This window comes from Uliginosibacterium paludis (assembly GCF_039631355.1).
Taxonomy (GTDB): Bacteria; Pseudomonadota; Gammaproteobacteria; order Burkholderiales; family Rhodocyclaceae; genus Uliginosibacterium; species Uliginosibacterium paludis.
On sequence record NZ_JBDIVF010000001.1, the window covers coordinates 261873 to 282812 of the forward strand.

General features: G+C 64.1%; 22 protein-coding genes. 13 read left to right on the plus strand and 9 right to left on the minus strand.

Going from position 1 to position 20940, the window contains the following annotated elements; all coding sequences use genetic code 11:
- Positions 1 to 385 precede the first annotated feature (385 nt).
- From ABDB87_RS01205 to ABDB87_RS01250, 10 genes are all read left to right on the plus strand, one after another.
- Complete coding sequence (locus tag ABDB87_RS01205) at positions 386 to 850, plus strand: PadR family transcriptional regulator (protein WP_345923339.1); 465 nt, start codon at positions 386 to 388, stop codon at positions 848 to 850.
- Positions 851 to 867: 17 nt separating this feature from the next.
- Positions 868 to 1155: a DUF3861 domain-containing protein gene (locus ABDB87_RS01210; protein WP_345923341.1), complete on the plus strand. Its 288-nt coding sequence runs from the start codon at positions 868 to 870 to the stop codon at positions 1153 to 1155.
- A gap of 10 nt (positions 1156 to 1165) precedes the next feature.
- The gene (locus ABDB87_RS01215; protein ID WP_345923343.1) at positions 1166 to 1594 is read left to right on the plus strand and encodes a Fur family transcriptional regulator; all 429 of its coding nucleotides are present in this window, start codon (positions 1166 to 1168) and stop codon (positions 1592 to 1594) included.
- Between the two features lie 120 nt (positions 1595 to 1714).
- Entirely contained in the window at positions 1715 to 2611 is an 897-nt protein-coding gene (locus tag ABDB87_RS01220; protein WP_345923345.1) for a LysR family transcriptional regulator, read from the plus strand.
- A 264-nt stretch (positions 2612 to 2875) separates the two neighbouring features.
- Complete coding sequence (locus tag ABDB87_RS01225; protein ID WP_345923347.1) at positions 2876 to 4375, plus strand: UbiD family decarboxylase; 1500 nt, start codon at positions 2876 to 2878, stop codon at positions 4373 to 4375.
- A gap of 10 nt (positions 4376 to 4385) precedes the next feature.
- Positions 4386 to 5000 (plus strand): UbiX family flavin prenyltransferase, encoded by a 615-nt coding sequence (locus tag ABDB87_RS01230; protein WP_345923349.1) that lies wholly within the window; start codon positions 4386 to 4388, stop codon positions 4998 to 5000.
- Between the two features lie 60 nt (positions 5001 to 5060).
- On the plus strand, positions 5061 to 5780 hold the full coding sequence (locus ABDB87_RS01235; RefSeq protein ID WP_345923351.1) for a DUF554 domain-containing protein: 720 nt from the start codon (positions 5061 to 5063) through the stop codon (positions 5778 to 5780).
- Between the two features lie 54 nt (positions 5781 to 5834).
- Positions 5835 to 6278: a pyridoxamine 5'-phosphate oxidase family protein gene (locus tag ABDB87_RS01240; protein WP_345923353.1), complete on the plus strand. Its 444-nt coding sequence runs from the start codon at positions 5835 to 5837 to the stop codon at positions 6276 to 6278.
- 15 nt (positions 6279 to 6293) lie between these two features.
- A complete protein-coding gene (locus ABDB87_RS01245) occupies positions 6294 to 6734 on the plus strand; it encodes a GlcG/HbpS family heme-binding protein (protein WP_345923355.1) in 441 nt (146 codons plus the stop codon).
- 16 nt (positions 6735 to 6750) lie between these two features.
- Positions 6751 to 7479, plus strand: a complete 729-nt coding sequence (locus ABDB87_RS01250) for an SDR family oxidoreductase (RefSeq protein WP_345923357.1) — start codon at positions 6751 to 6753, stop codon at positions 7477 to 7479.
- Between the two features lie 3 nt (positions 7480 to 7482).
- Here the strand turns inward: ABDB87_RS01250 and ABDB87_RS01255 are convergent, their stop codons facing one another.
- The 4 genes from ABDB87_RS01255 to ABDB87_RS01270 are packed head-to-tail and all read right to left on the minus strand — an operon-like array spanning position 7483 to position 11204.
- Positions 7483 to 8622 (minus strand): ABC transporter permease, encoded by a 1140-nt coding sequence (locus ABDB87_RS01255; protein ID WP_345923359.1) that lies wholly within the window; start codon positions 8620 to 8622, stop codon positions 7483 to 7485.
- A complete protein-coding gene (locus ABDB87_RS01260) occupies positions 8619 to 9566 on the minus strand; it encodes an ABC transporter ATP-binding protein (RefSeq protein ID WP_345923361.1) in 948 nt (315 codons plus the stop codon). The genes ABDB87_RS01255 and ABDB87_RS01260 overlap by 4 nt, the downstream gene beginning before the upstream one ends.
- Positions 9563 to 10510, minus strand: a complete 948-nt coding sequence (locus ABDB87_RS01265) for an HlyD family secretion protein (protein ID WP_345923363.1) — start codon at positions 10508 to 10510, stop codon at positions 9563 to 9565. Before ABDB87_RS01265 ends, ABDB87_RS01260 begins: the two co-directional genes overlap by 4 nt.
- Complete coding sequence (locus ABDB87_RS01270; RefSeq protein ID WP_345923365.1) at positions 10497 to 11204, minus strand: TetR/AcrR family transcriptional regulator; 708 nt, start codon at positions 11202 to 11204, stop codon at positions 10497 to 10499. The genes ABDB87_RS01265 and ABDB87_RS01270 overlap by 14 nt, the downstream gene beginning before the upstream one ends.
- Positions 11205 to 11390: 186 nt before the next feature.
- On the opposite strand from ABDB87_RS01270, the gene ABDB87_RS01275 reads away from it, so the two are divergent.
- Both ABDB87_RS01275 and trhA read left to right on the plus strand, forming a co-directional pair.
- Positions 11391 to 12761, plus strand: a complete 1371-nt coding sequence (locus ABDB87_RS01275) for a chloride channel protein (protein ID WP_345923367.1) — start codon at positions 11391 to 11393, stop codon at positions 12759 to 12761.
- A 463-nt stretch (positions 12762 to 13224) separates the two neighbouring features.
- Entirely contained in the window at positions 13225 to 13878 is a 654-nt protein-coding gene (gene trhA / locus ABDB87_RS01280; RefSeq protein WP_345923369.1) for a PAQR family membrane homeostasis protein TrhA, read from the plus strand.
- 2 nt (positions 13879 to 13880) lie between these two features.
- On the opposite strand, the gene ABDB87_RS01285 is transcribed toward trhA, so the two are convergent.
- Genes ABDB87_RS01285 through ABDB87_RS01300 form a run of 4 tightly spaced genes read right to left on the minus strand, consistent with a single transcriptional unit; the run spans position 13881 to position 17652 of the window.
- Positions 13881 to 14933: a hypothetical protein gene (locus tag ABDB87_RS01285; protein WP_345923371.1), complete on the minus strand. Its 1053-nt coding sequence runs from the start codon at positions 14931 to 14933 to the stop codon at positions 13881 to 13883.
- Positions 14934 to 14941: 8 nt separating this feature from the next.
- Positions 14942 to 15583 carry a phosphoribosylglycinamide formyltransferase gene (gene purN, locus ABDB87_RS01290; protein WP_345923373.1) on the minus strand — a complete coding sequence of 214 codons (642 nt, stop codon included), beginning with the start codon at positions 15581 to 15583 and terminating at the stop codon, positions 14942 to 14944.
- Positions 15583 to 16230 (minus strand): DedA family protein, encoded by a 648-nt coding sequence (locus ABDB87_RS01295; protein WP_345923375.1) that lies wholly within the window; start codon positions 16228 to 16230, stop codon positions 15583 to 15585. The genes purN and ABDB87_RS01295 overlap by 1 nt, the downstream gene beginning before the upstream one ends.
- A 51-nt stretch (positions 16231 to 16281) precedes the next feature.
- Positions 16282 to 17652 carry an MATE family efflux transporter gene (locus ABDB87_RS01300; protein WP_345923377.1) on the minus strand — a complete coding sequence of 457 codons (1371 nt, stop codon included), beginning with the start codon at positions 17650 to 17652 and terminating at the stop codon, positions 16282 to 16284.
- Between the two features lie 111 nt (positions 17653 to 17763).
- On the opposite strand from ABDB87_RS01300, the gene ABDB87_RS01305 reads away from it, so the two are divergent.
- Positions 17764 to 18540 carry an SDR family NAD(P)-dependent oxidoreductase gene (locus tag ABDB87_RS01305; protein ID WP_345923380.1) on the plus strand — a complete coding sequence of 259 codons (777 nt, stop codon included), beginning with the start codon at positions 17764 to 17766 and terminating at the stop codon, positions 18538 to 18540.
- Between the two features lie 148 nt (positions 18541 to 18688).
- Here ABDB87_RS01305 and pnp read toward each other — a convergent pair whose 3' ends face one another.
- Positions 18689 to 20812, minus strand: coding sequence for a polyribonucleotide nucleotidyltransferase (pnp, locus tag ABDB87_RS01310; RefSeq protein WP_345923382.1), 2124 nt, complete (start codon positions 20810 to 20812; stop codon positions 18689 to 18691).
- Positions 20813 to 20940 lie beyond the last annotated feature (128 nt).

Here is a 20940-nt window from a genome sequence, read left to right on the forward strand (position 1 = left end):
GCGGTTTAGCGGCCAGGCGCGCCCGGACTTGATCAAACCGGGATCAGGGTTTCCGGCAGGTATGCCGGAATGGAGCGCCTCGAACCGGCCCTGGATCTTCCGTGTCTCAAAAGACCTCTTCCGCGAGGGGAGCGACGGCACAGGCCGATTGGCCGTCATGCGTCTCGTGGTAGCCGCGCCCCAATGCAATGTAAAGATATATCTTTTTAGTGGACCCAAGACAGTCTAAGATATATCTTTAAAACACGGCATCGAGAAAGATGTCACCCCCCGACAGACAAGGAGAAACGACATGCGAGGCATGCACATTGGCCGAGGCCACTTTCATGGGAAAGCACTTCGCGGCGGTCCGCGCGGCGAAGGACGCGAGTTCCGCGGAGGCGGCATGAGTGGCAAGCGGATGTTCGAGCAGGGGCATCTTCGCCTGCTCGTATTGAGTCTGCTGCAGGAGCAGGCGCGCCACGGCTATGAAATCATCAAGGCGATTGAAGAGTTGGCCGGCGGAGACTATGCGCCGAGCCCCGGCGTGATCTACCCCACGCTGACGCTGCTGGAAGAAACCGGTTTCGCGAGCGTCAGTGAAGCCAACGGCAAGAAGCGATACGCCATCACGGCTGAAGGCGAAGCGGAAATTGCGGGTGAGAAGGACACGCTGGAACGCATCCGTGCGCGACTCGGTGCCGCAGGCTCGGTGGCCGACGCCCGGCGCATCCCCGAGCTTCAGCGAGCCATGCACAACTTCAAGATGGCACTCCATCTGCGTCTTGGGAAGGGGCCGCTCGACAGCGAGGCCACCCAGCGCATTGCAGAAGCCATCGACCGCGCGGCACGCGACATCGAACGCAGCTGAGACAGGAGCAACACACCATGAGAAAGCATCATTACCGGATTTCGGTACAGAAACTCACCGGGGCATGTGGCCTGCCGGATGAATCCGAAGCGCTGGTCTTCCAGGCGCGCTGCCATGACGACATCATTTCAATCGTCGAACGTTCCAGGCAGCGTGGCCTGCTCGACGCGGATGACGCTGCGGCCATGGCGGTCGGCCTGAAGCTGCTGGGCGAAATCGCGCTGGAGCAGCGCAACACGCCGCTTTTCGGCGAACTGGCTCAGGATCTCGGCAAGTTCATCAGGCAGCTCAAATCAGGCAACTGAGGGCGCGATCATGGCTTTGCGCGATCAGACCGCTGCAGCCCTGCTGCAAGCCCTCGGTCTCAAGCTCAGCCGCCCGCGCCTGCGGGTGGCAGAGCTCATGCTCAGGCCAGGGAATGGCGCCTTGGCGATGAGCGCAGAGCAGGTCTATCTCCGGCTGAAGGAGGAAGGCGCCGGAGCCTCACCCGGTACGGTCTACCGTACGCTCGCCCTGCTCGAGTCGCACGGGGCGCTCGAGCGCAGCACCCAGCCTGACGGGCGCCACGCCTATGCCCTGCCCGGCGCGGTCCCTCAGCATCAGATGCGGGTTGCAGACAGCGGCAAAGTCATCCGATTCCGCGACGCATGGCTGGAAGCCAGGCTGGCGGCGCTCGCTCACGACTCCGGCTTCGAGTATCTGAAGAGCGAACTGGTCGTGCACGTGCGCCCCGAAACGCCCTGAAGGTAAAGAGCTGCAAGGGGGTACTCGACGCGAGCGGGGGCGAAATAGAATCCGGAACCCGGCAGCGCCAGATCAGTATCGGCCGATGGCAGAGCCGGACGACAGCAGGAGGTGAACATCTTGGATCTCAAGCGACTCAGGTATTTCTCCACCATCGTGGAGCAAGGCTCCATCAGCAAGGCGGCGCAACTGCTGTGCATCGCCCAGCCGCCGCTGAGCAAACGCCTGCAGGAGCTTGAGGAGGAGGTCGGAACCAGTCTGATCATCCGCAAGGGCAAGCGACTCGAGCCCACCGAAGCGGGCCAGTATCTCTACCAGCGCGCCTGCGAGATCCTGCGCACGGTGGAAGACACCAAGCGCAAGACGGTCGAGATCGCACACAGCGAACGTCGTGTCTTGCGGGTCGGCGTGTCCTACCTCTTCCTGCGCTACTACCAGCCACTGATCCAGGAGCTGTACGTGCGCAACCCGCGTGCCGAAATCGCGGTTTCGGTGTCGGACTCCAGTCATCTCGAATCACTCCTGCAGCGAGGCCGCATCGATGTGGCGCTGATGCAGCGACCGCACAACCCCGAAGGCTTCGAGCTGATCGACCTGCCGCCGACCGGACTCAGGGCACTGATCTCGCGCCGGCTCATGGCGCAGCATGAAGCGCGCGCCTTCCGCCTTGAGGAAATCGGCCATTTCCCGCTGATCCTGCTCAAGCGTGTCGAAGGTGTGGGTTCCTTCGAAAGCATTCTCGACCACCTGCGCAAAGCGGGCGTGCATCCCCAGGTGAAGATGCATGTCTCCGACCCCAGCATCGCGATCGAGATGCTGGAGTCCGGCATCGAGGCCGTCGTGTTCCTGCCGGCCTCGGAAGTCGTCGCGTCGCGCTCCGATGCCTTCTTCACGGTGGATGTATCGCCCAATCCGCTCGTTTTCTCGCCGGCTGCCGCACGGCTCTCCACCAGCGCCGCCCTGCCGGAAGTGCAGGACATCATCACCGACTGGATCCGTCAGGATCGGGCTCGCTGAGCCGCAGAATCCCTTCGTCATTTCCCGCTCGACTGGCCGAGCACCGTCCGCGCGTGGTCGCGAAAGACGGCGCTCGCGCCCGCTCACCCTCGTTGCTGCCTCTCGCGCGTGCCTGCTCCGGCAGCACGACACATTGAGGCAACGCAAACTTCCAGGATGCTGCCACAGACCGTTTTGATATGGCCCGCAGCATGAAAACGGTATTTTTCATCTGCTCCGCGGACGCCCAGTATTGCTCACGCAAACCCTTGATCTCCAGGAGACATGATGAACAGCGTGACAGACAGCAAGACCGCGATCGAAGTGCGTGACCTCCGCTCCGCACTCGAATTCCTCCGCAGCATTCCCGGCGAAGTCGTGACGACAGACGTCGAAGTCGATCCCAACGCCGAACTCTCCGGCGTCTATCGCAAGGTGGGTGCCGGTGGCACCTGCCAGCGCCCCACCCGCAAGGGACCAGCCATGATCTTCAACAGGGTGAAAGGCTTCGAGGGCTTCCGCGTGGCCATCGGGCTGATGTCCACCCGCCAGCGCGTCGGCCACCTGCTGGGCTGCGCACCGGAACGCCTGGGCTTCCTGCTCAAGGACTCGGTTCGCAACCCGATCCAGCCGGTGATCGTCGGCCCGGAGAAGGCACAGTGCCAGGAAGTGGTCCATTACGCCACGGATCCGGACTTCGACCTTCGCACGCTGCTCCCGGCCCCGACCAACACGCCGGAAGATGCCGGCCCCTACATCACGATGGGCATGTGTTATGCCTCCGACATCGAGACCGGCGAATCCGACATCACCATCCACCGTCTGTGCGTTCAGAGCAAGGATGAGCTCTCGATGTGGCTGACACCCGGACGTCATATCGACGCCTTCCGCATGAAAGCCGAAGCAGCCGGCAAACCCCTGCCGATCTCGATCAGCATCGGCGTGGATCCCGCCATCGAAATCGCAGCCTGCTTCGAGCCGCCCACCACGCCACTCGGGTTTGACGAGCTGAGCATTGCCGGCGCGCTGCGCGGCCGCCCGGTCGAGCTCGCGCCCTGCCTCACGATCCGCGAGCGTGCCATCGCCCATGCCGAAGTAGTGATCGAAGGCGAGTTGCTGCCGAATGTGCGGGTCCGCGAAGACCAGAACACCAACACCGGCAAGGCCATGCCGGAGTTCCCCGGCTACACCGGCGAAGCCAAGGAGGCACTGCCGGTCATCAAGGTCAGGGCCGTGACTCATCGTCGCAATCCCATCCTGCAGACCACGGTCGGCCCGAGCGAAGAGCATGTGAACATGGCCGGCATCCCGACGGAAGCGAGCATTCTCGACATGGTGGGCCGCGCGATGCCGGGCCGCCTGCAGAACGTGTTTGCGCACTCCTCCGGCGGTGGCAAGTTCCTGGCCGTGATGCAGTTCCGCAAGGCCTCGCCGGTCGATGAAGGCCGTCAGCGTCAGGCGGCTCTGCTGGCTTTCTCCTCTTTCCCCGAGCTCAAGCACGTCATCCTGGTCGATGAAGACGTCGACATCTTCGATACCGACGACGTGCTGTGGGCCATGCAGACGCGCTACCAGGGCGATGTGAGCACGGTCTTCATTCCCGGCGTGCGCTGCCATCCGCTGGACCCCTCGCAGACACCCGAATTCAGCCCGTCCATTCCGCAGCCCGGCGTGTCGTGCAAGACGATTTTCGACTGCACGGTGCCCTTCCATCTGAAGGCGCATTTCGAGCGTTCGAAGTTCATGGAAGTCGACGTGAGCCGCTTCCTGCCGGACTTCGCCTGAGGAGCCCAGCATGAGCAGACGGCGCATCGTGATCGGCATCAGTGGCGCATCCGGTTTTCAGTACGGCATGAAAGCCCTGGAGCTCCTGCAGCCCATGGACGTGGAAACGCACCTGGTCATCTCGAAGGGGGCGGAGCTCACCCGCTCGCTGGAAACCGGCATTCCGCGCGAGGCGGTCATCGGCATGGCGGACACCGTACATGCCATTGGCAACCTCGGCGCGTCGATTTCCAGCGGGTCCTTCGAAACCCTGGGCATGCTGGTCGCGCCCTGCTCGATGCGCAGTCTCGCGGCCATCGCACACAACCTCTCCGACAACCTGCTGACGCGGGCGGCGGATGTGGTGCTCAAGGAGCGCCGCAGGCTGGTGCTGATGGTGCGCGAAACGCCGCTCAACCTGGGCCATATCCGCAACATGGCACTGGTCACCGAGATGGGCGGCGTGGTGTTCCCTCCCGTTCCCGCCATGTACCAGCGCCCGGCCAGCCTCGACGAAGTCATCACCCACAGCGTCGCCCGCGCGCTGGACCTGTTCGGTCTGGCAGTGCCGCGGATGCAACGCTGGGGTGAGGGCATCGAAGCCGGCACCGAACCCGCCACAGCACCGCTGCCTGACCATTCCTGACATTCACGACGGGCTCAAGCCCTTTGCGCTCAGGCCCGCATCACATTGAGGAGACACATCATGTTCGTTCCACTCGGACCCTATGTTAACGGTACGGCCGTCGCCATCGGCGGACTGGCCGGTGCCTTTGTCGGCACGAAGCTGCCCGAGCGCCTGCGCACTTCGCTGCCCCAGACCTTCGGCCTCGCGTCGATGGGCCTGGGCATCTCGATGATCATCAAGCTGCAGCATCTGCCAGCGGTCATCCTGGCGCTGATCGTAGGTGCCATCATCGGAGAGCTGATTCATCTGGAGCGCAGCATCGGGCGTGTCGGCACGAAAGCGAAGGGGCTCATCGAACGGATCTTTCCCGCACGAGAAGGGCTGTCGCCGGAAGAGTTCATCGAAAAGTTCGTCGCGGTGCTGGTACTCTTCTGTGCCAGCGGCACCGGCATTTTCGGCGCGATGAACGAAGGCATGACCGGAAGCCCGGACATCCTGTATGTCAAATCCATACTGGATTTCTTCACTTCCGGCATCTTCGCCACTGCGCTCGGCTATGCCGTGGCGTCGGTCTGCCTGCCGCAGGTAGCCATCCAGATCCTGCTGATGTTCTGCGCCACCTGGATCATGCCGATGACCGATCCCGGCATGATTGCGGACTTCTCGGCCGTCGGTGGCCTGATCATGCTGGCGACCGGTTTCCGCATTGCCGGCGTGAAGCCCTTCCCGGTCGCCAACATGCTGCCGGGCCTGCTGCTGGCCATGCCCTTTTCCCACCTCTGGACCACCCTGTTCTGAGCGCTGCGTGGCCTGCCGGACGCACCGCCTCCGGCAGGCCGCAAGGTTGTGACGATGCACCCGATTCCTTCAGTGATTGCCCGCTTCATCCGCGAAAACCACGTTCTGAGTCTCGCCACGATTCTGGATGGACGCCCCTGGGCCGCGAGTTGCTTCTATGCGTTCGACGAAGACGGCGCCCGGCTGATCGTTCTCACCGAGCCCTCGACCCGGCACGGACTTGCCATGCACGCCAATCAGGAAGTCGCCGGCACCATTGCAGGCCAACCGCAGGTCATCACGGACATCCAGGGCATCCAGTTCCGCGCGCACGCCAGCCTGCTTTCGAACGGCGCCGCCACTGACGCACGCCAGCTCTACTGCCGACGCCATCCGGCAGCCCGGTTGAAGCCAGCGCCGGTCTGGCAACTGCTTCTCGCTGAGTTGAAGTTTACCGACAACAGTCTTGTTTTCGGTCGCAAGACCCTGTGGCAACGCGAAACGGAATCGGACAGCTGACACGAAAGGCAGAACATGACAAACGCATCCTCCGAGGCGCACGGGAACACCTTCTCCCGCCCGATCGCATGCCTCACGATAGAGGGCGCCCGACGCGTCATCCAGACCGCGATCGCCGAGGCCAGGGCGGGAGGCTGGCGCATCAGCGTTGCAGTGGTGGACAGCGCCGGCGGGCTCCTCGCATTCGAGAAGATGGATGGCGCGATTGGCATCAGCCCGGAGGTCGCCATCGGCAAGGCCCGCACCGCGGCGCTTCTTCAGGCGCCATCCGGCGAGTTCGAAGCCTTCATCAATGCCGGACAACCGAGCTTTCTGGGTACGCCGGGCGTAACACCGCTGGAAGGCGGCATTCCGCTGCGACTTGCGGATGAGTTCATCGGCGCAGTCGGCGTCAGTGGCGCACATGGTCCGAACGACACACGCGTCGCCAGCGCAGCGGCGGCTGCACTGATCTGAACACGGAGACATCATCTTGCAATCCCTGGACGGCAAGACCCTGCTCGTGATCGGCGGCAGCTCCGGCATCGGCCTGCGTGTCGCAGAGCGTGCCGCCACCGAAGGCGCGCAGCTGATCATCGCAGGCCGGAATCCGGACCGGCTCGCCCAAGCTCACCTCCGCTTGCTCGCCGTCGGCGCGAAGAAGGTGAGCGTCATCCAGCTCGATGCCCACGATCACGCCTCGCTTGCCGGGTTCTTCGCAGGCCTGCAGGAATTCGATCACCTCGTCTCGATGGTGGGGGACGTCATGGGTGGCGGCTTCGCGACAGCCGACATGAGCGTGATCCGGCATGTCATGGAGTCGAAATTCTTCACCAATGTGCGTATCGGCCAGCTCGCCGCTCCCCGCCTGCGGCCAGGTGGCAGCATGGTGTTCACCTCCGGCACCGGTGGCCGCGCCCAGCATGCTTGCGCGAGCCATGTCGGCAATCTCGGCATCAACGCGCTGGTCGAAGGTCTGGCGGCTGAACTGGCTCCGCAGATCCGGGTGAATGCCGTCTCGCCAACCTGGACGCTGACACCTTTCTGGCGCGACGTGGCCCCCGCACAGCTTGCCAACACGCAGGCACATTTCGAACAGCGCATTCCGTCGCGCAGGCTGGCCAGCATTGATGAGCTGGCTGACGCCTACCTCTTTCTGATGCGCAACGGTTTTGTCACTGGCCAGCATCTGGCAGTAGATGGCGGAGTCATGCTCGGCTGAGCCTCAATCCAGCGTGCGGCGGAACCGGGCCAGCCCTAAGGCCATCATCAACAGCAGAAAGACCAGCAGCGGCCAGAGCTCCGGCCAGATCTCCGCCAGGCCACTGCCCTTGAGCATGATGCCGCGTGCCATGCGCATGAAATGCGTCAGCGGCAGCACTTCGCCGATCCACTGCGCCCACTGCGGCATGCCGCGAAACGGAAACATGAAGCCGGAGAGCAGCATCGAGGGCAGAAAGAAAAAGAAGGTCATCTGCAGGGCCTGCATCTGGTTGCGGGCCACGCTTGAAACGGTAATGCCGACCACCAGATTGGCAGCGATGAACAGCAGGATGATCGCGATCAGAAGCGGCACACTGCCCGCAAACGGCACACCGAAGAGCCAGCGCGCAGCAGCAAGGATCAGCACCATCGAGAAGAGGCCGACGCCGATGTAGGGAATGATCTTGCCGATCATCACTTCCAGCGGCCGCACCGGCATGGCGAGCAGGTTTTCCATCGTGCCGCGTTCGACCTCGCGGGTGAGCCCCAGCGCGGTCGACATGATCATCGTCATCGTGAGGATCACGCCGATCAGGCCCGGCACGATGTTGTAGCTGGTGATGGCCTCCGGGTTGTAGCGCCGCTGGATGACAATTTCATACGGCGCCGCCCCCTGGATACGTGCCGCGAGCGGGCCACGCAGATCATGACGAAGCAGCGTGCCGCTCATCTGCTGGATGGCGGCGATCGCGTTGCCGGTGGCAGCCGGATCGGTGGCATCCGCCTCCAGAAGCAGCTGGGCGCGCTCGCCGCGGATCAGGCGTCGCGAGAAGTCCGCCGGTACAGTCAGCACGAACTGGACGTCGCCCCGCGCAAGCCAGCGCGCTGCTTCCCGCGCGGAGCTGCCGGTGGAGACCACCGCGAAATACTCAGAGTTCTGCAGCGCCGCCACGATACTGCGCGAGAAATCATTCTGCTCGTGCACGACCACCGCGGTCGGCAGATGCTTCGGATCGCTGTTGATCGCGTAGCCGAAGAGCAGCAACTGCAGCAAGGGAATACCGACCAGCATGGCAAAGGTGAGCCGGTCCCGACGCATCTGGATGAGCTCCTTGCCGACCACCGCAAACAGGCGATGCAGGCTGAAGACGCGGGCGCTCATGCGCGGCCGCCCGGCGGGAAGTTGTCCTGCGCCAGGGCCATGAGGTGGATGAAGATGTCTTCCAGCTCGGGGCGTCCGGATGTCCAGCTGAGCGCGGCATCCGCCTGCCAGGGCGAGATCGCAGCCTGCAGTGCCGCAGGCTGAGTGCCACTCACATGCAGCGTGTTGCCGAAGCGGGTCACCATCTCGACACCGGGCCTGCCTTGCAGCGCCGCCGCGAGGGCAGCGACGCCCTCCCCCGCCACCCGCCAAGTATGCAGACCGGACTGCTCGATCAGCTCCGCCGGCGTGCCCAGTGCCATCAGCCGGCCATAGGCGATGTAGCCCAGTCGATGGCAGCGCTCGGCCTCGTCCATGTAATGCGTGGAGACGAGCACCGTGATGCCCTCGGCGGCCAGGCGATGAATCTCTTCCCAGAAGTCACGCCGTGCCTTGGGATCCACCCCTGCCGTCGGTTCATCGAGCAGCAGCAGGCGGGGCTCGTGCAGCATGCAGGCCGCCAGGGCGAGCCGCTGCTTCCAGCCGCCGGACAGGCTGCCCGCCAGCTGCCCGGCACGTGCCTCCAGCCCCAGGCGCGCCAGGGCATGCTGTACCCGTTCGCGCGCGTGGTCCATCTCGAAGATCCTGGCGACGAAGGCGAGGTTCTCGCGAATGCTGAGATCCTCATAGAGTCCGAAGCGCTGGGTCATGTAGCCGACCTGACGGCGGATCTCGAGGGCGTCACGGCGAATGTCGAGCCCCAGGGTATGGCCCTCGCCGCCGTCGGGCGTGAGCAGGCCGCACATCATCCGGATCGAGCTTGTCTTGCCGCTGCCATTCGGGCCCAGAAAGCCGAAGATTTCGCCTGCGGCGACCTGCATCGAAAGATCATCGACAACGGTCCGGCTGCCAAAGCGTTTGACGAGGCCGCGCACATCGATGGCCAGGGGCACTGCCGGGCTCATGACGAAGGCATTCTTCGGACATCAACCGGCTGGCCGGGCCGCAGACCTTCAGACTGCTCGGGGCGCGCCTCGACCAGGAACACGAGGCGCGCGCGGCTTTCCTTGCTGTAGATGACTGGCGGCGTGAATTCCGGACTCTGCGCGACATGCTCGACCCTTGCCATGACCGGTACGGCGCAGCCATCACAGCGCACCTCGACCCGGGTACCGGGTGCGAAGGCGTGCAGATCGGCCTGCGGCACGAAGAAGCGCAGCTTGAGCGCGTCCGGCTCGAGCAGGCTGACCACCGGGCTGCCGGCGGGCACCCACTCCCCCACGCGGTAGAGCGTGTCGTCGACGCGGGCGGCGCGCAGCGCGCTCACGGCTTTCTGGTCGCGCTGCCACTCGCTCTGTGCAAGCGAAGCCCTGGCCGCCCGCACATCCGCCTCGGCCGCCTCACGCTGCTCGCCGCGCGCAGCGAGCCTTGCCACACGCAGGCTGGCCACCACCTCCGCAAGCCGCGCGGCGTCGCTCTTCACCCGGCTGCGGGCCGCGTCCAGCGCGGCACTGCTCAGGAAGCCCTGCCCCGCCAGCGCCTGCTGACGTGCCAGATCCGCCTGCGAGAGTTTCACGGCCGCCTCGGCCTGAGCCTGCTGCGCGCTCAGCACGGCGAGCTCATCCTGGCGCTTGCCTTGCGAGAGGTCCGCAGCGCTGGCCGATTGCCGCGCAAGCCGCGCGCCGGCTTCGGCCACCGCGGCGATTTCCTGTGTCTGTTCCAGAACGAAGAGCGGCGCACCGGCCGCAACACTCTGCCCCCGCTGCACCGGCAGCGCCATCAATCGCCCGCCCGTTGGCGCAGCTACCCGGGTGTATTCCGCCTCAACATAGCCCGGCAAGACTTGCTCGCTCTTGCCGCTGCATGCCACCAGCATGAGACAGAACATCAGGCGTTCAGGATGTCGCATCGTTTTCGTTGTCTCCGGGTTCGGTCCAGGCTTCTCGCACCGCCATCAGCCCGGCCCAGCTGAACCGGGCGACATGCCGCGCAATGCGACGATTCACCGACTCGCCCTGCAGAATGCCGGGCGCCATCCGCTCGATCATCGGTCTGCCCGGCATGAAGACCACGCATTGCCCGAGAATGGAAATGAGGCAGCGGAACAGCACCTCATCCGGCACGCGCGGCCCGACCACCTCGCGCAGCAGGGCGAGCATCTGCCGTGCCTGGGGCAGCGTGAAATGTTCGATCAGTGTTTCGAGCAGATCGGTCGGATTCATGAGTTCGCGCAGCATGAGCTGGCCGAGACCGGTCTGAACCCCATTGCCCAACATCCGCCCCACCAGCGCCTCCACCGCAAACCCGAATCGCTCGGGCAGCGAACGTTCGCCATCGGGTGAGGACAGTGGCCGGCTCTCCAGCGCCTGCTTCGCGTGGTGCCCCAGCACGGCACGGTAGAGCCCTTCCTTGCCGCCGAAGTGGTAATTGATGGCCGAGAGGCGAACGCCGGCTCGCCGGGCGATGTCCTGCACGCGCGCTGCACGGAATCCATCCTGAATGAAGACCTCGGTCGCCGCGACGATCAGGCGGGCGCGGGTTTCATCACCGGTCGCGTGACGAGGCGGAGACTGCTGCAGGAAGTTCGAGGGAAGCGCAGGCATATCGGCGTTATATGGAAAATTTTTTCCATATTCAAGCGCATTTTTCCCCACCTGCAAAAGAACGGGTGCCAATGTGTGTCATCCGGATCATGCAGAAAGCATTTGCCCCTAAAATCCGGACATGAACACGGGTTAGCATCAAGCTCCCGACCACCGGTATGCATCCCCGGGCTTCGCCCCGCCACCATGCGCCAAATCTACGAATCACTGCATCAGCACGGACTCACCGACCGCAATGCCTGGCGTGAACGAGCCGTCATCTGGCTGGCAGCCGCGCTGACCGGTCTGGTCGTCGTGCTCTTCTCGCGGCTGACCGAGCACGCGATCGCTTTCTTCACCCGCGTCAGCGAGGTCAGTCACTGGATTCCGCTCCTGATGTGCCCGCTGGCCGGTGTGGTCATCGCCTGGCTGACCCGACGCCATTTCACCGGCGCGGAAGGCAGCGGCATTCCGCAAGTGATCTGCGCGCTGAAGGAAGAACTGCCCGACCGGCAGCTCGGGCTCTACGTTTCGCTCAGAATCGCCTTCGGCAAGATCGCGCTGGGCGTGGCCGGCGTGGCGGCCGGCTTCTCGACAGGGCGCGAAGGACCTTCGGTTCAGGTGGGCGCCAGCGTGATGCATTTTTTCGGCCGCTTCCTGCCCGAGCATGCCCAGCGTTACAGCCGCCACCTGATTCTGGCGGGCGGCGCGGCCGGCATTGCGGCAGCCTTCAATACACCGCTGGCGGGGATCGTGTTCGCGATTGAAGAACTGGGCCGGCGTTTCGAAGAGAAAACCAATGGCGTGCTGATTTCGGCCATCGTGCTGGCCGGTCTCATCTCGATCTCGATCCAGGGCAACTACATCTACTTCGGCCGTCTGGCCGTCTCGAGCGCGGACTATCGCATCCTGTGGCCGGTTCTCGTCTGTGCGGTCGTGTGCGGTGCGGCCGGCGGGCTGTTCAGCCGCATGCTGATCAAGGGCGCGCGGCCGGACAACTCCCGGCTCGGACTCTGGCGGCGGGCGCATCCTTTCCTGTGGGCGGGCTTCTGCGGGCTGATGGTCGCACTGCTCGGGCTGGTCTCGAATGGCGCGTCGCATGGCTCAGGCTATCTCGTGACCCACGACACGCTGGTGGGAAGCATGAACATGGCCTGGTATTACGCGCCAGTGAAGTTCATGGCAACCGTGTTTTCTTTCCTGAGCGGCATTCCGGGCGGCATTTTTGCGCCGAGTCTGGCGGTCGGCGTGGGGATCGGCGCCAACCTGCACGGGCTGCTCACGGACGTCAGTACCGTGTCGGTATATGCGTTGTGCATGGCGGGTTTTCTGGCTGCCGTCACTCAGGCACCGCTCACTTCTTTCATCATCGTCATGGAAATGATCGACGGGCACGAAATGGTGATCAGCCTGATGGCGGTCTCCATGCTGGCCTCCCTCGTCTCGCGGATGTTCGGCCGGCCGCTCTACAGCGCGCTGGCCGATTTCCAGCTTGAACGCGCCCGGCCGAGCCAGGCCACGACCACAACCCCCGCGCCGGACGAAACGGCCGAAAGCAGGCAGCCCCCCGCCAGCTGAAGGGGCCGTCCCGCTACGGGGGCTCAAAAGGCTCAGGGGAGGAAAGACTGTCCGCCCCGCTCGCGGGCAGGCTGGGCAGGCACGGGATCGCGCCCCGGCCTGCACCTCACGCCCGCGGCTTCGCGCCATGCCGTGCTTCGTGCGTGCGAAGACCGGACAACGCCAGAGATCGAATTTTTCTATCCCATCATCAAGCGCTTTGTAATCCGCCAGAAGTCAGGCTACAAAAACATTGCAGGCTCAGCTGCGACGAGAAGAGGAGCTCCCTATCGCTACAGCGCATCTGTTGAGATCCAACAAGACCTGAATGGGTAAAACACCCGACCCGGTGGATAGACCACCGAACGAAACGCCGCGCAATGCGGCGTTTCCTTTTCCGTCCGTCGAATGTCTCGATGAAGCGTGCAGGAACGCCTCGATCTGGCTTACAGTGTCACGACTCCCCAGCAGCAACGAGCTTCACATGACTCAGACACGCGCCCAGACCCGAGGCGAGGAAATCGCCAACTGGACCAGCCACAGCATCGGGCTCGCCGCCGCGATCGCCGCCTTCCCGGTACTGGTCGTCGCCACCGTGCGCCATGGCAGTACGCTCAACATCGTAGCCGCCAGCGTCTATGCGAGCACGATGGTGCTGATGTTCGCGGCCTCCATGATCTATCACATGCTCACTCCGGGACGTGCCAAGGAGATCCTGCGCAAGATCGATCACGCGGCGATCTACCTCCTGATCGCCGGCACCTACACCCCCTTCACCTTCAGCGTACTGGCGGGCCCTTGGGGCTGGTCGCTGTTTGGTGTCATCTGGGGACTCGCCGCGCTCGGCCTGTTCCTGAAGTTCAGCAACCGTCTGCAGCGCGAATGGCTCTCCAGTGCGCTCTATCTGCTGATGGGCTGGCTGGTCGTCGTGGCAGCCGTGCCCCTGTTCCGCAATCTCTCGCTGACCGGCAGTGTCTGGCTGATTGCGGGCGGTCTCGCCTACACCGGCGGCATCGTGTTCTATCTGCTCGACAGCCGCCTGCGCTACGGGCACTTCATCTGGCATCTGTTCGTGCTTGCAGGGGCAGCCTGCCACTTCTTTGCCGTGCTGCTGGGCTGCACGCCCAGCATCGCCTGAATCTACTGCTCAGGCGGCAGCGCCCCGGGCTCACTGACCAGGGTCACGCCGTCGATTTCGACCTGAGCCGCCCTGAGATCCACCGTATAGCCGTCGAAGCGGATGCGGATGCGTGCGGCCGCATTCTTCCATTGCGGCGCAAGCCAGATGTCGATGAGCTTGTCGTTGGCCGTGCGCGACTGGTAGTGCCGCGTCATGACCCGGCCGACAGGCAGGCGCTGCTCCTCTTCCCCCAACGCGATGAGCAGCGAGTCCTCGACCCAGAAATCGCCGACCACAAAGAAGGCCGCTTTCTGCACCGACTCATCAAGCATGGCCAGCATCTGCGGCAGGGCAGACAAGGCGACGGCCAGCCCCTTGATCTCACGCTCGCGCGAGTCTTGCGCGCGCTGCATGTGGACCAGGCCGGCGCGCTGATCGATCTGGCTCGTGGCATGTTTGCTCATGCGCCGGTCATCCGTGCGCTCGCTGATGATCTGCGGCCCGGAGAGGCGCGACACGGAGCGGAAATCCAGCGCGCTGTCGGTCGAGTTCAGCCCGGCAGCCAGGCGGCTTTCCAGCGTCTGCCCGTCATGGGTCCAGCTGGCTTCCCCGTAAGCCTGCAGTCCGATCGCCCCGCCGGCCGAGCCGGAATACACCACCCGCCCCTGTCGCGGCAGCAGAAAAGCCACCGCGGTCGTTTCTGAAGGGGTTTCCGCCGAGCCAGACGCGTCCGGGAGCGGAGCGGTGGCGGCCACGGCGGAGGCCGGAGCAGAGGCTTCAGCTGCCGGAATGGCCTCCGCAGGCGTGGAAGCCGCTGCTTGCGGTGCGGACGCATCCTGACCGGGCAAGGTCACGCTCGCGGCGGCGGGCTTCGGTCTGGGCCGGGGAGCTGGCGCGGCGGGGGCTGCCCGGGGAGCCGCCTGCAGCACGGGCGGAGGCAGGAAACGGGCCTCAAGCCTGCGCGCCTCGCCGGGCGGCTCCGGCGCTTCGGGCACCTCCACACCGGGCCAGAAAAGCGCCACCAGATGAACTGCTGTTGAAAGAAGGAAGGCCGTGCTCAGGCTTCGCCGCATGCCGGCATTCAGCGCTCCACCGGCGGCGCCGTCCAGTCACTCGACGCTGTCCTGGCGTCGAGAAGATGCACCCGCCCGTCCGTCAGCTGCAGGCGCCCTTCCACGAACCATCGCACGGCCTGCGGATAGATCCGGTGCTCCTGGACAACGACGCGCGCCGCCAGCGCAGCCTCATCATCGTCCGGCAACACCGGCACGACGGCCTGAATCACGATGGGCCCCACATCCAGCTCCGCCGTCACGAAGTGCACGGTGGCGCCAGCCACCTTCACGCCCGCCTCGATCGCCCGACGGTGGGTATGCAGACCGGTGAAGGCTGGCAACAGGGACGGATGAATGTTCAGCATGCGGCCCTCGAAGCGGCGCACGAAGGCCTCGCCGAGAATGCGCATGTAGCCGGCCAGCACGAGCAGATCGGGCTCGAAGGAGTCGATCAGCTCGGCGAGCTTCGCGTCGAATGCCTCGCGCGTGTCGAAGCCCTTGTGATCCAGCACACGGGTCTCGATGCCGAGCTGGCGAGCGACCTCAAGTCCGGTCGCATCCGGCCGATTGGAAATCACCGCAGCGATCCGCACTCCCGGAATGCCGGCACGGGCAATGGCTTCCATGTTGCTGCCGCGCCCCGAAATGAGGATGACCACTTGCTTCATCAGGACACCGCCCTGCTGCCGCGCGCCTGGATCCAGGCGATGAAGACCGGAAGCATCGAGACGACGATGATGCCGACGATGAAGAACATGAGGTTGTTTTTCACGAACGGCACGTTGGCGAGGAAGTAGCCGGCCAGCGTAAGGGAATAGATCCAGAGTGCCCCACCAGCCAGATCCAGTCCGACGAAGCGGCGGTAATCCATGCGCGCCACGCCCGCCACGAAGGGCGCGAAGGTGCGCACCAGAGGCATGAAGCGGGCAATGATGATCGTCTTGCCGCCGTGGTGCTCAAAGTAGGAATGGGTCTTGTCGAACACCTTGCGGTTGAAGAAGCGGGACTGCTCCCATGCAAAAACCTTTTTGCCCAGAGTGCGGCCCACCCAGTAGTTGAGGTTGTCACCCAGCACGGCGGCGACAAACAGCGAGGTCGACAGCAGGGTGATATCCATGCCGCCGGCAGCGGCCACGCCACCTGCCACAAAGAGCAGCGAATCCCCCGGCAGGAAGGGCATCACGACCAGACCGGTCTCGCAGAAGATCACCAGGAACAGGATGATGTAGATGTAGTTGCCGTACTGCGCCACCATCTGCGGCAACCACTTGTCGAGGTGCAGGATGATGTCGAGAAAATGGGAGATGAATTCCATGTGCCTTTGAATCCGGGCCGTTGACCGGCGTCAATGATACCGGAAGCGGGCTCAGGCCTCGCTGCGCATGTGCGCCAGGATGCGCCGCCGTGCGCGCCGGGCATATGGCACCCAGCCCAGCGAATGCCAGCGCCAGAGCATGGTCAGCCCGCGGCTGCACTCGTCAGCCGCATACCCGATCCAGACGCCGACCAGCCCCATTCCGGCATGCACGCCGAGCAGCCAGGCAAGTCCCACCCCGAACAGGAACACGGACACCATGCTGACCTTGACGGGAAAACGCGCATCGCCGGCCGCCCGCAAACCGCTGGTCACGACCGTATTGAAGGACCGCCCCGGCTCCAGCACCAGTTCGATCAGCACGATCAGGCCAACCAGCCGAAGAACGGACTCGTCCGCGCCCGCGCGGGCCACCGCCAGCGGCGTCAGTACGAAACTCGCCAGCGCACAGGCCAGCATGATGCAGAAGCCCCAGACCGTCGCCCGCCAGAGCACCTGGTTGGCACGATGCAGACGACCTGCGCCGATATGGTGGCCGACGACAATCTCGGTACCGAAGCCCACGGAGTTGGTAAATAGCGTGACCAGTTGCACGGCCTGCCAGACATAGGCATGGGTCGCCAGGGCGCTCTGCCCGAAACTCGCCACCATCGCCATGCTGATGATGAAACTGATTCTGAAGGCCACTTTCTCACCTGCACCGGGAAGACCGATATGCAGGATCGATGAAAGCGGCCGGCGCGCCAGACGCAACCAATCGGGCAATCGGACATGAATCACCAGATGTTCGCGCCAGGCTCGCCAGGCGAGGCCGATGGCCGCCACGCGCGAGAGGGCCATCGCGATCGCCAGCCCCTCCAGCCCCCAGCCGGACCAGCTGCCCACGCCCAGCATCAGCGGCACGCTCAGCAGGATCTGGACAAGATTCATGGCCAGCACGATCTTCATCGATTCGGTCGTGTGCGTATAGGCGCGCAACACGGCAATCATGGTCATCGAGACCGCGTCGAACATCAGCGCCAGCCCCAGCCAGCGCATGTAAGGCTCCCCAAGAGGCATCAGGCCGGAAGGCAGGTTCAGCAAGGCGAGCAGGCCGCCCGCGGCTAACAGCAAAGTGAGCAGACAGGCCAGCCCCAGCCACGCGGAGGCCGCCAGCCCGGTCCTCGCTACGGCGTGCGCGCCGGCCTCGTCTCCTGCGCCATGATGCTGGGTGACCACCACGCTGGTGCCGATGCTGACAACCCGGAAAACGATCTGCAGGGCGCCGAAGACCTGATTGACCAGCCCATAGGTCGCGACTGCGCCCGTCGAAATCCTGCTGGTCAGCCACAGGCCGAACAGCCCCATCACGACCATCAGCAGGTTCTCGACGAAAATGGGCCAGGTAATGGCGAACAGACGCAGGCGGGCAGGCGGATTCATGTGCAGAGTCTACACTGCGCCCCAGGGGTTGTCTGACAAACAACCGGAAGGATTCACCTGCCCCGCCCTCACCGCTATCCTTGCTGCTTTCCGTCAGGGTTCTGCACCACCATGTTCAACGATCTGCGCAACAAACGCGTCCTCATCACCGGCTCGACCATGGGTATCGGTCTCGCCGCAGCCCAGGCCTTCGCCCGCTGTGGCGCAAAAGTCGGCATCAACGGCCGCCGTGCACCCGGAAATCTCTCGACACTGCTCGCCGATATGGGACAGGACGGCGGTGAAGCCACATTCTTCGCTGCGGATCTGAGCAACAGCACCGCCTGCCGCACACTCGTCGAAGACTTCGTGGCGCGTTTCGGTGGAATCGATGTGCTGATCAACAACGCCGGCGGCCTGGTCGGACGAAAGCCTCTGCCGGAGATCGATGATGCGTTTTTCGATGCGGTCACCGATCTGAACATGCGCTCGGCATTGATGTGCACTCAGGCAGCGCGGCCCCATCTCGCCGCATCTGCGAGAGCCAGCGGCGAAACCGCGGCCGTCATCAGTGTGGGGTCGATTGCCGGGCATACCGGCGGCGGCCCGGGCGCATCGCTCTACGGCGCGGCCAAGGCCTGGTTGCACAACGTCCAGAAGAACTGGGTCGACTATCACACGGCAGACCGGATCCGTTTCAACATCGTCTCGCCCGGCACGGTCGATACCGCCTTCCATGCCGACAAGACGGAAGAAGTCCGCGCGCGCATTTCCGCCGGTATCCCGATGGGGCGTTTCGGCAGTGCGGCAGAGATGGCACCGGCCTTCCTGTTCTTTGCCTCGCACGCCTGCTCAGGCTACATTACCGGTCAGATACTGGACGTCAACGGCGGCCAGTTCATGCCCTGACGGCGTTCCTGGCGGCCGGCCGGAAGGGGGCGTTACCAAGCCCCCGTCCCCAACACCGTGCTTCACCCCCGCCCTGTGATCCTTCCCGGGAACGCAAGGGCAAGAAAAAAGGACGCCGAAGCGTCCTTTTTCGTAGCCAGCGCGAGGATTACTCGGCGGCGGGTGCCGGTGCCGCAGCGGGCGCTTCTTCGTTCAGCAGCGCCTTCATCGACAGCTTGACCTTGCCCTTCTCGTCGGTCTCGAGCACCTTCACGCGCACGACCTGACCTTCCTTGAGGTAGTCGGACACGTTGTTGACGCGCTCCTTGGCGATCTGCGAGACGTGCAGCAGGCCATCACGACCCGGCATGATGTTCACGATCGCACCGAAGTCGAGGATGCGCAGCACCGGGCCTTCGTAGACCTTGCCCACTTCCACTTCGGCGGTGATCTGGTCGATGCGGCGCTTGGCTTCGTCGGACTTGGCCTGATCGGCCGAGGAGATGGTCACGGTACCGTCGTCCTGGATGTCGATCACGCAGCCGGTCTCTTCGGTCAGCGCACGGATCACGGCGCCACCCTTGCCGATCACGTCACGGATCTTTTCCGGATTGATCTTGAAACTCATCATGCGCGGTGCGTAGGCAGACAGTTCAGCAGGGTCGCCCTGGGCTTCCTGCATCAGACCCAGAATGTGCAGACGGCCTTCCTTGGCCTGCTCCAGCGCCTTGTTCATGATGGCCGGCGAGATCGAGTCGATCTTCAGGTCCATCTGCAGCGCGGTGATGCCGTTGGTGGTACCGGCCACCTTGAAGTCCATGTCGCCGAGGTGATCTTCATCACCCAGGATGTCGGTCAGCACGGCAAAACGGCCGCCGTCCTTGATCAGGCCCATGGCAATACCTGCCACCGGCGCCTTCAGCGGCACGCCGGCATCCATCATCGACAGCGAGCCACCGCAGACGGACGCCATCGAGGAGGAACCATTGGACTCCATGATCTCGGACACGACACGGATCGTGTAGCCGAACTCCTTGGCGTCCGGCAGCACGGCAGCCAGTGCACGCTTGGCCAGACGACCGTGGCCGATTTCGCGGCGCTTCGGCGAACCGACACGGCCGGTTTCACCGGTCGAGTACGGGGGGAAGTTGTAATGGAGCATGTAGCGCTCCTTGTACTCACCGGCGATGGCATCAATGATCTGCTCGTCGCGACCGGTGCCCAGCGTGGTCACGACCAGAGCCTGTGTTTCGCCACGGGTAAACAGCGCGGAACCGTGCGTGCGCGGCAGCACGCCGGTGCGGATCGAAATCGGGCGCACGGTGCGGGTGTCGCGACCATCGATGCGCGGCTCACCGGCCAGGATGCGACCACGAACGATGGCGGATTCGAGTTCGAAGAGCACGTCCTTGACGGCCTTCTCGCTCGGCGCACCTTCTTCGCCGGTTGCCAGAGCGGCAACAGCCTTCTTGGTCGCTTCCTTCAGCATGCCGCTGCGTACCGACTTGCTGGTCGTGCCGAAAGCCGCTTCCAGATCAGCCTGGGCAACGTCCTTGACGCGTGCGATCAGTGCTTCGTCCTTGACCGGAGCAGCCCATTCCCATTCGGGCTTGCCGGCTTCAGCAACGAGTTCGTGAATGGCAGCGATGGCGGCCTGCATCTGCTGGTGACCGAAAACAACAGCGCCAAGCATGATGTCTTCAGACAGCTGATCCGCTTCCGACTCGACCATCAGCACGCCTGCTTCGGTACCGGCAACCACCAGATCCATCTTGCTGGAAGCCAGCTGGGTGGTGGTAGGGTTCAGGATGTACTGGCCATCGACATAGCCGACGCGCGCAGCACCGATCGGGCCATTGAAAGGCACTCCGGAAATCGCCAGGGCAGCCGACGCGGCCAGCATGGCGGGAATATCGCCATCCACTTCCGGGTTCTGCGACAGGACGGTGGCAACCACCTGGACTTCGTTATAGAAACCTTCCGGGAAGAGCGGGCGGATCGGACGATCGATCAGGCGGGAAGTCAGCGTTTCCTTCTCGGTCGGGCGACCTTCACGCTTGAAGAAACCGCCCGGGATGCGGCCGGCTGCGTAAAACTTCTCCATGTAATCCACGGTCAGCGGGAAGAAGTCCTGACCCGGCTTGGCGTCCTTGGCAGCAACAACCGTTGCGAGCACGACGGTATCGTCGATGGACACGATGACAGCGCCATGAGCCTGACGGGCGATCTCGCCGGTCTCGAGGGTCACGGTATGCTGACCGTACTGGAAGCTCTTCTTGATTGCAGTAGGCACGATTTATCCTTTCTGGATGCGCTTCACATGAAGCGATTCGCCCGCTGGCACACGCCGCGGGCACGACAGTCTTACTACGGGTGAAATGAGCGCTCCGGCAGAGCCGGTGCGAGGGGCGTGAAGGACAA